Source organism: Vagococcus xieshaowenii (assembly GCF_004792515.1).
Classification (GTDB): Bacteria; Bacillota; Bacilli; order Lactobacillales; family Vagococcaceae; genus Vagococcus_A; species Vagococcus_A xieshaowenii.
In genome coordinates this window covers 578955-590721 of the sequence record NZ_CP038865.1, presented here as the reverse complement: position 1 = coordinate 590721, position 11767 = coordinate 578955, and the positions used below count along the sequence as shown (strand labels likewise).

Here is an 11767-nt window from a genome sequence, read left to right as displayed (position 1 = left end):
TAGTCTATCATAAAATGAGCTAGAATAAAATGATTTACTTTACTCTTAAAGAAAAAGAAAAGAGTAAAGGAACGAATGCCTTCACTCTTTTACTTGATAATGAATTAAGCTTCTTTAGCTGTTTCAGTAATAACGTCTAAAGCTTTTTTCAATACGATATCATGTTTTAACATTTCAGGTGTTAAAGCTTTACGGATAGCATCTTCTTCCATACCGTAAGTTGCTGATAATGTTTTGATTTCATTGTTAATATCTTCTTCTGTTACTTCAGTAGCTTCAGCAGCAGCAACTGCTTCGATTACTAAGCTTGTTTTCACACGTTTGTCAGCATCAGCTTCAAATTGTTTGTGTAAGTCTGCTTCAGTTGTACCAGTGATTTGGTAGTATAACTCAGGAGAGATCCCTTGACGTTGCATGTTTCCTAAGTACTCATCCATTGCACGGTGAACTTCGTCATGTACCATTACGTGTGGTAATTCAACGATTTCAGCATTAGCAACTGCTTGTTCGATTGCTAATTCTTCAACTTTTTCTTTAGCAGCTTTTTCTTTAGCTTCAACTAATGAAGCACGTACTTTTTCTTTGTATTCAGCAAATGTTTCAACTTCTTCATCTGCATCTTTAGCGAATTCATCGTCTAATTCTGGTAATTCTTTAGCTTTAACTTCGTGTACTGTTACTTCAAATACAGCGTCAGCTCCAGCTAAATCTTCTGAATGATACTCTTCAGGGAAAGTCACTTTCACTTCAACAGCATCGCCAGCTTTAGCGCCGATTAATTGTTCTTCAAATCCAGGGATGAATGTGTTTGAACCTAATTCTAATGATTGGTTTTCTGCAGTTCCGCCATCAAACGCAACGCCATCTTTCATTCCTTTGTAGTCGATAACAACTGTATCGCCAGCTTCAGCAGCATCATCTTCTTTTAAGACTAATTCTGCTAATGATTGACGTTTTTCTTCGATAGTTGCGTCAACTTCTTCTTCTGTTACTTCACGGTCTTGTTTTTCAACTGTTAAGTTTTTGTATTCACCTAATTTAACTTCAGGTTTTACAGTTACTTCAGCAGTGATTTCCCAAGCGCCTTCAGCTTCCATTTTTTCAACGTTAACTTGTGGTTGAGCAACTGGCTCAATTCCAGCTTCTTGTACCGCTGCATCGTATGCTGCTGGTAACAAAGCGTTTAATGTATCTTCATATAACGCTGCTTCTCCGTACATTTTGTTGAACATTTGACGAGAAATTTTTCCTTTACGGAATCCTGGTACTGAGATATTTCTTTTCACTTTATTAAAAGTTTTTGTTAATTCTGGTTGGATTAATTCTTGGCTAATTTCAAATGATAATACTCCATCATTTGTGCCTTTTTTTTCCCATTTGGCTGTCATGTATATAGTCCCTCCACATAGTAATTTATTCGTTTACATACCTTCAAATTATACAATATTAATAATTAAAAGTAAACGATAATTAATAATTCGTTATTAGCTTATTTTTTTAAACCCATTTTTTCAATAATTATATTAAATACATCTAGTTCTTCTACATCCTCTTCTAACTGTTGATCAATCGGTAAACGTACCACACCATTATACGGAGCTAATGTCACACTTAACCAATTTTCAATTGATTGAATCTCTTGTTGTGCAAGAGGATAAAGAATATTAAAGAAGCGTCGTTGATCAGCTAACAGTTGGTTTAATACATTAGGTTGTTCCCCAACTAGTTTATTTAATATAGCTGATACTTGTAAATAAGTCGTTTCTCTGCCTAATACTTCCAACTCTTTTGGTGACACTTCTTGCCATTCATCTTTATAATTTAGAATCTTCACATGTTGTTCAACCTTTAGTAACGTCAACATATTCAATAATTGATTACGAAGCATTAGCGAATGATTAGCATCTGCTAGTACTTGTGTTACTAATTTAAGAAATGACTCATACGGTAGTTGATTTAACTGCTCCAAAAACGACGTGATCTCATGCGGTTCAGGATACCATGATGATAATTTCCCAATACTTTTTTGAACTTTAGCTCCTTCGAAACGAACGGTTTGCTCTTCCATTTGATTTAACAACACCATAAGTTCTTCTTTACTAGTTCCCTGAGCATAAACTTCAATAAATAAACGCGCACGTTGAAACTTTTTCAAACCAACTAACGCCTCAATATAAAGACGCAATGAATCATTATCTGTTAAATAATCATTCAAGCGTTCTTCCATAACAGTTTCAGCTAGCGCATACTCATTTAATACCAACGCAGACTTAACTAACCAACGATTGGCTTCTAATTGATTTTCTAAGTTATACGCTAATTGAAAATGATTTAAGGCTTCATTAAATCGCTCTTCCTCAAAAGCAATCTGCCCTAATGTCATATGATGTTGATAATTCTCAGGCATTTCAATTATTCCTTTATTCATCATGCTAACTCCTTTGTGTATCATCGTTCGTATTTAGTTAATATTTAAGGAGCTATGACCTGTTAGTCTTAGCTCCTTAAATTAATTATGCATCTAATAATTCAAAAATTTCCATCGCAACGAAGTCGATATCGTCAAATTGATAAACTTCTTGTGAGCCTGATTCAGTCAACTCAAACGTACTAGTCGTTGGATCGTAATTAACTAAGCATTTTTCAACACCTTCGTTTTCAAAACGACGAGTTTGTACTTCTGTTTCAGTTGTTTCTGTCATAGCATCCAAGCGTTTAAGAATGGCTACTAGTTTTGAACTTTTCATAAGGCAAGCCTCCTTTAATTTCGCTTCCTGTTACATTGTATCAAAAAGTTGTTTAATATGCATTGATAATAACAGAATTTATCAAAGTTTTCTATAATTAATCTAAATTAAACGCTCTCGTCCCACCATAATTTAATTAATGACTGTGTCCCATTATTTTCATAGCCTTGAGCTGCCAGTTGTTCATACAACTCTTTAGCCAATGTTGTAGCTGGTAGTGTAAGATTCATTTTCTCAGCTTCATCTAGTGCAATTTTTAAATCTTTAATAAAATGCTTCACGAAAAATCCTGGTGTGAAGTCTTCTTTAAGAATACGTGGTGAATAGTTGGTTAATGACCAATTTGCAGCACTACCGCCACCAACTGTTGCTATCACTTTTTCTAAATCTAAGTCCGCTGCCTTAGCATAGACTAATAATTCGGTCATCCCTGTCATTGTTCCTGCAATCATGATTTGATTGGCCATCTTCGTGTGTTGACCTTTACCAGCTGTCCCTTGTAAATTGATTGTTTTAGCAAACAACTCAAAAATCGGTTGGATTTGTTGATAAACGTCTTCTTCTCCACCTACCATGATAGTTAGCGTGCCATTTTTGGCACCTAGATCGCCACCTGATACTGGTGCATCCAAACTGTAGGCACCACGCTCTTTAGCTGTTTGAGCAATGCGTTGAGCTAACGTTGGTGTACTTGTTGTCATATCTATCAAAATTTTACCTGTGACATCCGTTGCAAAAACGCCTGATTCTCCATAATAAATTTCTTCCACATCTTGTGGGTAGCCGACCATTGAAAAAACTAACGACGACATCTCAGCTACTTCTTTTGGCGTATCTGCCCATGTAGCCCCTAGTGATACTAATTTATCTGTTTTTGATTTCGTACGATTGTAAACAATTAATTCATGTCCTGCATTCATTAGATGTTTAACAATTGAAGCACCCATAACACCTGTGCCGATAAAGCCAATTTTCATAATTTATAGCCCCCTTTATTACCTCTATCATACCTATAAATTTGCAAAAAAAAAAGAACTAAGAATTATATTTTCTTAGTTCTTTTGATAACTTTCATAGTACGTGCAACCAGTTTTTTTGGTCTTAACAACGGCTCTTGTGTTGCCACCAATTGATTGTTGTAAGTTTCAATAAGTTCTTCATAAAAATCCATCACTTTTTTTCCAAAAGTTTGACTTGAAATCTCTTGTAACTTCCCTTCAAAAAAATGTGGCGAATGATCTAATACTTGCTCTTGATAAACCATAAATTTTTCAGCAAATGATTCAGCAGAAGATAATAATAATCCCATCTCTTTGTTTTCAATCAGTTGGTTTAAATACGCATTCTCTTTAGCAATAATCGGTGTTTTAGCGGCTAAAGCCTCAATATAAGTCAGTCCTTGTGATTCTGAAGTAGACAATGATACAAAATAATCGGCTAAACGGTAATACTGATTAACCTCTTGATTAGCGACTTCACCAACAAATGTCACATAAGACGATAATGACAACTCGATAACTCTATCTTCTAACGCTTGTCGATAAGGCCCATCTCCTACTATGATCAAATGGTAGTGAGTATCTTTTTCTATTATGTGAGCCATGCCTTCGATAATTGCTTGTATATTTTTTTCATAAGACAAACGACTTAACGACAACAAAATCTTCGTGTCGTCCGAAATTCCCAATTGCTGACGAGTTAATACGTCATCCTTACTCTGATCAGAAAATTGTTGTAAATCGATACCTGTTGGAATAATCGCCATAGGCACTTCTATGTCATACTCATGCAACTTGTTCTCAACACGATGACTGGGACAGATTACACCATCTAAATGTTGACAAAATTTACGTGTCATCAAACGCACGTGTTGTGGCTTAACGATAATCCCTTTTGCAATGTAATGTAGATAGTCTTCATACATCGTATGATACGTATGAACAATCGGAATGTTTAACTTTTTAGCAACAAATTTCCCTAATATTCCTACGCCAAATTCTGTTTGCGTATGTACTAGCTCTAATTCATGATACTTGGCTGCTTCATACGCATGAATCATTCCCCTAATAACCATTCGTCTATCTTTAAAAGAAATAAATGGAATACTAGGCAAACGAACAATATTCTCTTCTTTTTTTTGCACCTGTGGATCTGTTGTTGTAAAAATAATCACTTCATGACCCGATGCTTCTAATTCATTTTTTAGTGTTCTAATTGATGTAGACACACCACTTATTTGTGGAAAATATGTATCGGTAAAAATCCCCACTTTCATACCAAACCCTCGCAATCATTTTTTAAACCTTTTATCTCCGTCTATAATACCAATTTATTAAGACTAATATACCATATTTCTCAAATAAATCATCAGACTAGCGGTGTATTATTGATTACAAAATCAGAATATGAACATGCATCAATCAAAAAAAACTCGAAAATCATAAAGATTTTCGAGTTTAAGCTTTATTATTTAGTATATTCTTCAACTAACGCAACAACTTCTTCAGCTGTGTCACAATCATTGATTGCTTTGTTAGCTAATTCAGCCATCTTAGTTGAATCTAAACGTTTCATTAAGCTACGTGTTTTTAAGATGCTTGTTGCACTCATTGAGAACTCATCTAATCCTAAACCTACTAGTAAAGGAACAGCTGTTTGATCGCCAGCCATCTCACCACACATACCAGCCCATTTACCTTCAGCATGTGCTGAATCGATTACGTGTTTGATTAAACGTAAGATTGATGGGTTATATGGTTGATATAGGTAAGAAACGCGTTCGTTCATACGGTCTGCCGCCATAGTATATTGGATTAAATCGTTTGTTCCTACTGAGAAGAAGTCAACTTCTTTCGCAAATTTATCAGCAATAACAGCTGCTGCAGGGATTTCAATCATGATACCCACTTGGATATCATCTGCAATCACGACACCATCAGCGATTAATTTAGCTTTTTCTTCTTCAAGCATTGCTTTAGCAGCACGGAACTCTTTTAATGTTGCTACCATTGGGAACATAATACGTAATTGACCGTATACAGATGCACGTAATAAAGCACGTAATTGTGTTCTAAACATATCATCTTCTACTAATGAAATACGTAATGCACGGTAACCTAAGAATGGGTTCATTTCGTGTGGTAATGGTAAGTAAGGTAATTCTTTATCTCCACCAATATCCATTGTACGAACCACAACTGGTTTACCATTCATGCCTTCTAATACCGCTTTGTATGCTTCAAATTGAGCATCTTCAGATGGTAATTCAGGAGAATCCATGTATAAGAATTCTGTACGGTACAAACCAACTGCTTCACCACCATTATTGTTAACACCTTCTAAATCTTTAGGTGTTCCAATATTAGCAGCTAACTCAAAATGCTTACCATCAGCCGTAACTGTTTTAGCATCTTTTAATTTATCCCATTCAGCTTTCAATGCAGCATAATCTGCTCCAGCTTTGTTAACAGTTGCTTGTTCTTCTTCTGTTGGTTCAACAATAACCTCACCAGTAATACCATTAACAGCTAATAGTTGTCCTTCAACTACTGAATCAGTAATTGACATTGTTCCTACTACTGCAGGAATTTCTAATGAACGAGCCATAATAGCTGAGTGAGATGTTCTACCACCAATGTTTGTCACAAAAGCTTTAACAAAACGACGATCTAATTGTGCTGTATCACTTGGTGTTAAGTCATGAGCAATCACGATAACCTCTTCATCAATCATTGATGGATTTGGTAATTTAACATTTAATAAGTGACTAATCACACGTTTTGTAACGTCTTTAATGTCTGCCGCACGTTCTTGCATATATGGATTATCTTCCATAGATTCGAACATCATGATAAACATATCTGTTACTTCTTTTAATGCTGATTCAGCATTAACTTTGTTGTCGTTAATGTTTGATTCAACAGCGCTAACCATCTCAGGGTCAGCTAAAACCATTAAATGAGCATCAAAAACTTGCGCTTCTTCTTCACCTAATGTTGTTGCAGCTTTATCACGAATAGCAGTGATTTCTTCAGTCGCTTTAGCTAAAGCAGCTTTTAAGCGATTAACTTCGCCTTCAGAATCTTCTACTGTTTGTTTAGTAAAAGATAAGTCTGGCTCGATTAACATATATGCTTTTGCAACAGCTACGCCATCACTCGCTCCGATACCTTTTAACATATTAGACATTATTCAGATAAACCTTCTTTTTGCATTGCTTCAGTAATAGCAGCGATTGCTTCTACTTCGTCAGCACCTTCAGCAGTAATAGCGATATCAGCACCTTGGCCAACACCTAAAGACATAACGCCCATGATAGATTTTAAGTTTACTGATTTACCTTTGTACTCTAAGTTGATATCAGAAGTGAATTTGCTTGCAGCTTGAACTAATAAAGTAGCTGGACGAGCGTGGATTCCTGTATCAGCGATAATGTTAAATTCTTTTCTTTCCATAATTGATCGTTCTCCTTTGTCTTAAACAAATTTTTTTTGGGGACTTTTTTAAATAAGCTTAAAAATATCCCTTTCAACTGTTAACATTACCATTTTTTTCAATTCCTTACAACTTTTTTATCACAATTAATTCGCTTTCATCATATACAGCAGGACGGTAGAAATACTCCTTATGTATTTTTTAACCTTTTGTTCCCCTATTTTTTGACAAAAGGGTTAATTCTTGAATTATATAACGAAACTCAGTATAATTATTTCAAAGGTCAAAAAAGGTCAGTAAAATAATTGACCTTTAGTTTATTAAAAAGGAAGTGACACTTATGCTTTGCCAAAATTGTAAACAAAATCAAGCAACCATTACTCTTTCTATTATGACAGGTAATCAAACCAACAAAGTATATCTATGTCAAAAATGTTATCGTCAATTAAATCAAGGGCCTAATCAACCTATGTCCACTAATATGGCACAAGATCCTTATGGTTTTAGTTCTATAGATGATTGGTATCGAGCATTATCTCAGCAATTCAATCAAGGCAATATTAGACAAATACCACCCACTCAAGGACAAGGACCTAGCCAGCCACCACAAGGACCCGGACAAGCTCAAAGTCTACTTGCTGAATACGGTTTAAATTTAACCGAAGAAGCTAGACAAGGGCGTATCGATCCAGTTATTGGTCGAGATGAAGAAATCACTCGCGTCATCGAAATACTAAATAGAAGAACCAAAAATAATCCTGTATTAATTGGTGAACCTGGTGTAGGTAAAACTGCCGTAGTAGAAGGATTAGCCTTAAAAATAGTCAACAACGATGTCCCTCAAAAACTTCAGGATAAAGAAGTTATCCAATTAGATGTCGTCTCACTTGTTCAAGGAACAGGCATTCGCGGGCAATTCGAAGAACGAATGAAACAATTGATGGATGAAGTCGAAGCCAATCAACAAATTATTTTGTTCATCGATGAAATCCATGAAATCGTTGGTGCCGGTTCAGCTGGTGATGGCAATATGGATGCTGGGAATATTTTAAAACCCGCATTGGCACGAGGTAAACTTCAATTAGTTGGTGCAACAACATTAGCTGAGTACCGAATCATTGAAAAAGACGCAGCTTTAGAACGTCGCTTACAACCTGTACAAGTTGATGAACCAACTGTAGAAGAAACACTTGAAATATTAAAAGGGATTCAAACACGTTATGAGGATTATCACCACGTCAAATATGATGATGAAGCAATCAGTGCGGCGGTAAATCTTTCAAGCCGATATATTCAAGATCGCTTCTTACCAGATAAAGCCATCGACTTATTAGATGAAGCTGGCTCTAAAAAGAATTTAACCATTCAAATGTTAGACCCAGAATTGTTAGAACGACGATTAGAACAAGCCATCGAGCAAAAAAATATTGCGTCTAAAGAAGAAGATTTTGAAAAAGCCGCTTACTATCGTGATCAAATTACCCACTTAGAAAAATTAAAAGAAAATCAAGTAGCTGAGGAAGACATGCCGACTGTTACCGAAAAGGACATGGAAGCCATTGTCGAACAAAAAACCGGCATTCCCGTGGGTGAACTAAAAGAAAAAGAACAAAACCAATTAAAACACTTATCTGAAGCATTACAACACCATGTTATCGGTCAAGACGAAGCCATCGATAAAGTAGCAAAAGCGATACGACGTAATCGAATTGGGTTAAATAAAAAGAATCGTCCGATTGGCTCGTTCTTATTTGTAGGACCGACTGGTGTTGGAAAAACAGAGTTAGCTAAACAATTAGCTTACGAGTTATTTGGCTCTGCGGATGCTATGATCCGTTTAGATATGAGTGAATACATGGATAAACACAGCACCGCCAAATTAATCGGTTCTCCTCCTGGTTATGTTGGCTATCAAGAAGCCGGACAATTAACCGAAAAAGTAAGACGTTCGCCTTATAGCTTAGTCTTACTAGACGAAATTGAAAAAGCTCATCCAGATGTTTTACACATCTTTTTACAAATACTAGACGATGGTCGTTTAACTGATTCTCAAGGTAGAACTGTCAGCTTTAAAGATACGATTATCATCATGACGAGTAACGCTGGGACAGGGGCTGTTGAAGCCAACGTCGGGTTTGGCGCGGCACTATCAGGAACTACTCACTCTGTTCTATCACAACTTGGCGATTTCTTTAAACCTGAATTTCTAAATCGTTTTGACGGTATCATTGAATTCTCCGCTCTTTCTAAAGAAAACCTATTAAACATAGTTGATTTAATGATTGATGATGTTAATCAAATGTTAAGTACACAACATTTACACATCGAGGTACCACAAACAGTTAAAGAAAAACTTGTTGACTTAGGATACAACCCACAAATGGGTGCTCGACCATTACGACGAGTAATTCAAGAACAGCTAGAAGATAACTTAGCACAAGTTTTTCTTGATGAGCCTAATAAGACACAATACGAAGCCTATCTTGATGATCAGCATCACATCTATGTTCGTGCTATTCGTTAACTAAAAAAGAACGTAAGTCAAAAAACTTGCGTTCTTTTTTATATTTGATGAGTTTTAGTTTATTAATATCTTAAAAAATTGTAAAATATAAGTATAAAGGTAGATAAAGGAGTGACACATATGAAATTAATCGACGTAACCAACAGTTATGCAAAATTAGTCAATAGTCAACTATCAAATACTGACAGCTTACTAGTCAAAGTCTACACGTTAGGAAAAACTAACATCATTTATTCCGAAGCTCGTAAGCATAAAGAAGTTGTCATCCAAAACAAACAAAGAAAAATAAAAGACAATGAAATTGAATTCGTACTAGATCGTCTTGTACCCAATCATGAAACTATCGAAAAATTAGACATGATTCGTACCGATAAGTTAGTAGAAATAACCTTTCCACTATAAAATAAGACCTCGCTAATGATTAATAGCGAGGTCTTATTTTATAGTGGTAGAACAAATTATTTATGTTTTACTTTCCCTGTCCATCCTGCAAAACCTTCTTTTAAGATATAAATATCTGTATAACCTTGTTTTCTTAAGAAGTTTGCAATACGAACACTCATTGTTTTACTTTGATCATATAATAATACCGGACGATCTTTTCTTAACCCAACATAACTTTGTTTAAACGTTGAATAAGGTAAATTACGTGCACCTAAAATATGGCTAGCACGATACACATCACTTTCACGTAAATCAATTAACTGTCCTGTTCTGAAATGCTCTTTAAATTCATCTTGTGAAACAAGTTTAGCTGATTTTTTTGCCATAAATTTAAAGTATAATTCTCTACCGATCATGCCTAATAAAACGAGTAATAATATAATTGTTAAATAATTCACTGATGTTCCTCTTTTCTATTTCTCTTCATTAAATGTTAACGCTAGTGATGCTGCACCTATAATACCCGCATCATTACCTAATACTGCCAATTTAATCGCGGTACTTTCACGGACTTGTTTAAACGTAAATTGATCAAAATATTGTTGGATTTTCTCACGCAAGAATTCACCTGCAGCAGAAACACCACCACCAATCACGATATCTGATGGGTTTAACATATTACCAATATGAGCACATGCTAATCCTAGATAGAAACAAACCTTATCTACAACCATTTCAGCAAATGGATCTTGTGCTTTTGCTTGATCGAACACTAATTTACTTGTTACTTCTTGTCCATCATCAATCATTGACTTCAGTACTGATTCACCCGCAAATTCTTCTGATAAATGACGCGCTAATCGTACGACACCTGTTGCACTGGCAACTGTTTCTAAACAACCACGCTTACCACAGGTACAGTCAAAACCATTTGGATCCACAGTAATATGACCAATTTCTCCCGCCGCTCCTGCAACACCGTGTAACAAATGACCTTCAGCGATAATACCGCCACCCACACCCGTTCCTAGCGTCATGAAAGCGACATCAGGGTTATTATTTCCTGCACCCATCCAACGTTCACCAAGGGCTGCAACGTTTGCATCATTGTCTAGAACAAATGGAATTCCTAATGCTGATTCGATTTGTTCACGAATTAACTGCTCTGTTTTCCAGTTCAAATTATACGCACCAACAACCGATCCTTTAGCGATATTCACCGCTCCTGGCGTTCCCATACCGATACCAATAAACTGTTCAGCCGTCATATCATATAACGCTAAACGATGCTTAATTGTTTCAATAATATCAGGAACAATTTTTGTGCCTTCTTCTGCGATATTTGTTTCTATGCTCCATTTTTGTTGAACTTCTCCTTCAGGTGTCAAAATACCAAATTTAATGGTCGTACCACCTAAATCTATCCCAATTAATTTTTTTTCCAACGGTTACTCCTCCTTGCTCTGTTGCATGCCTAATTCATGCTCATATTCACGTCTTAATACACGATGAGCTGCTAAGAATTCTTCTTCCTCAAGCATTTGTCCATCATGTAAATCAATTAATTCCATTTCCATTAATTCAATATCATACAGACGCTTCCCTGTATAAAGATAACTCCCAAAACGTTTTAATAACTGTTGTACATCATAAAGCGTTCTCATCTTCACACTTCCTT

The 11767-nt window shown here is 35.7% G+C and carries 12 protein-coding genes; 2 read left to right on the top strand and 10 right to left on the bottom strand.

The window, feature by feature from the left end; translation table 11 throughout:
* Positions 1 to 104: 104 nt before the first annotated feature.
* From tig to E4Z98_RS02890, 7 genes are all read right to left on the bottom strand, one after another.
* The gene (gene tig, locus E4Z98_RS02920) at positions 105 to 1388 is read right to left on the bottom strand and encodes a trigger factor (protein ID WP_135254111.1); all 1284 of its coding nucleotides are present in this window, start codon (positions 1386 to 1388) and stop codon (positions 105 to 107) included.
* Positions 1389 to 1489: 101 nt separating this feature from the next.
* Positions 1490 to 2428, bottom strand: a complete 939-nt coding sequence (locus E4Z98_RS02915) for a tetratricopeptide repeat protein (protein WP_135254113.1) — start codon at positions 2426 to 2428, stop codon at positions 1490 to 1492.
* Between the two features lie 85 nt (positions 2429 to 2513).
* Positions 2514 to 2747: a YkuJ family protein gene (locus tag E4Z98_RS02910; RefSeq protein WP_135254114.1), complete on the bottom strand. Its 234-nt coding sequence runs from the start codon at positions 2745 to 2747 to the stop codon at positions 2514 to 2516.
* A gap of 107 nt (positions 2748 to 2854) precedes the next feature.
* A complete protein-coding gene (locus E4Z98_RS02905) occupies positions 2855 to 3724 on the bottom strand; it encodes an NAD(P)-dependent oxidoreductase (RefSeq protein WP_135254116.1) in 870 nt (289 codons plus the stop codon).
* Between the two features lie 65 nt (positions 3725 to 3789).
* Positions 3790 to 5022, bottom strand: coding sequence for a glycosyltransferase family 4 protein (locus E4Z98_RS02900; RefSeq protein WP_135254118.1), 1233 nt, complete (start codon positions 5020 to 5022; stop codon positions 3790 to 3792).
* 191 nt (positions 5023 to 5213) lie between these two features.
* The gene (gene ptsP, locus E4Z98_RS02895; protein ID WP_135254120.1) at positions 5214 to 6935 is read right to left on the bottom strand and encodes a phosphoenolpyruvate--protein phosphotransferase; all 1722 of its coding nucleotides are present in this window, start codon (positions 6933 to 6935) and stop codon (positions 5214 to 5216) included.
* Complete coding sequence (locus tag E4Z98_RS02890) at positions 6935 to 7201, bottom strand: phosphocarrier protein HPr (RefSeq protein ID WP_135254122.1); 267 nt, start codon at positions 7199 to 7201, stop codon at positions 6935 to 6937. The genes ptsP and E4Z98_RS02890 overlap by 1 nt, the downstream gene beginning before the upstream one ends.
* 320 nt (positions 7202 to 7521) lie before the next feature.
* On the opposite strand from E4Z98_RS02890, the gene E4Z98_RS02885 reads away from it, so the two are divergent.
* Together E4Z98_RS02885 and E4Z98_RS02880 are read left to right on the top strand one after the other, a co-directional pair.
* Positions 7522 to 9705 (top strand): ATP-dependent Clp protease ATP-binding subunit, encoded by a 2184-nt coding sequence (locus E4Z98_RS02885; RefSeq protein WP_135254124.1) that lies wholly within the window; start codon positions 7522 to 7524, stop codon positions 9703 to 9705.
* 120 nt (positions 9706 to 9825) lie between these two features.
* The gene (locus E4Z98_RS02880; RefSeq protein ID WP_135254126.1) at positions 9826 to 10107 is read left to right on the top strand and encodes a DUF1827 family protein; all 282 of its coding nucleotides are present in this window, start codon (positions 9826 to 9828) and stop codon (positions 10105 to 10107) included.
* A 56-nt stretch (positions 10108 to 10163) separates the two neighbouring features.
* Here E4Z98_RS02880 and E4Z98_RS02875 read toward each other — a convergent pair whose 3' ends face one another.
* Genes E4Z98_RS02875 through E4Z98_RS02865 form a run of 3 tightly spaced genes read right to left on the bottom strand, consistent with a single transcriptional unit; the run spans position 10164 to position 11753 of the window.
* Entirely contained in the window at positions 10164 to 10505 is a 342-nt protein-coding gene (locus E4Z98_RS02875) for a rhodanese-like domain-containing protein (RefSeq protein ID WP_135254178.1), read from the bottom strand.
* 57 nt (positions 10506 to 10562) lie between these two features.
* The gene (locus E4Z98_RS02870) at positions 10563 to 11534 is read right to left on the bottom strand and encodes an ROK family glucokinase (RefSeq protein ID WP_135254128.1); all 972 of its coding nucleotides are present in this window, start codon (positions 11532 to 11534) and stop codon (positions 10563 to 10565) included.
* 3 nt (positions 11535 to 11537) lie between these two features.
* On the bottom strand, positions 11538 to 11753 hold the full coding sequence (locus E4Z98_RS02865) for a YqgQ family protein (RefSeq protein WP_135254129.1): 216 nt from the start codon (positions 11751 to 11753) through the stop codon (positions 11538 to 11540).
* Between the last annotated feature and the right edge of the window lie 14 nt (positions 11754 to 11767).

Excerpts from the sequence above, each read along its gene's own strand:
- tig (WP_135254111.1), bottom strand. The coding sequence starts at position 1,388 with ATGACAGCCAAATGGGAAAAAAAAGGCACAAATGATGGAGTATTATCA.
- E4Z98_RS02915 (WP_135254113.1), bottom strand. The coding sequence starts at position 2,428 with ATGAATAAAGGAATAATTGAAATGCCTGAGAATTATCAACATCATATG.
- E4Z98_RS02910 (WP_135254114.1), bottom strand. The coding sequence starts at position 2,747 with ATGAAAAGTTCAAAACTAGTAGCCATTCTTAAACGCTTGGATGCTATG.
- E4Z98_RS02905 (WP_135254116.1), bottom strand. The coding sequence starts at position 3,724 with ATGAAAATTGGCTTTATCGGCACAGGTGTTATGGGTGCTTCAATTGTT.
- E4Z98_RS02900 (WP_135254118.1), bottom strand. The coding sequence starts at position 5,022 with ATGAAAGTGGGGATTTTTACCGATACATATTTTCCACAAATAAGTGGT.
- ptsP (WP_135254120.1), bottom strand. The coding sequence starts at position 6,935 with ATGTCTAATATGTTAAAAGGTATCGGAGCGAGTGATGGCGTAGCTGTT.
- E4Z98_RS02890 (WP_135254122.1), bottom strand. The coding sequence starts at position 7,201 with ATGGAAAGAAAAGAATTTAACATTATCGCTGATACAGGAATCCACGCT.
- E4Z98_RS02885 (WP_135254124.1), top strand. The coding sequence starts at position 7,522 with ATGCTTTGCCAAAATTGTAAACAAAATCAAGCAACCATTACTCTTTCT.
- E4Z98_RS02880 (WP_135254126.1), top strand. The coding sequence starts at position 9,826 with ATGAAATTAATCGACGTAACCAACAGTTATGCAAAATTAGTCAATAGT.
- E4Z98_RS02875 (WP_135254178.1), bottom strand. The coding sequence starts at position 10,505 with ATGATCGGTAGAGAATTATACTTTAAATTTATGGCAAAAAAATCAGCT.
- E4Z98_RS02865 (WP_135254129.1), bottom strand. The coding sequence starts at position 11,753 with ATGAGAACGCTTTATGATGTACAACAGTTATTAAAACGTTTTGGGAGT.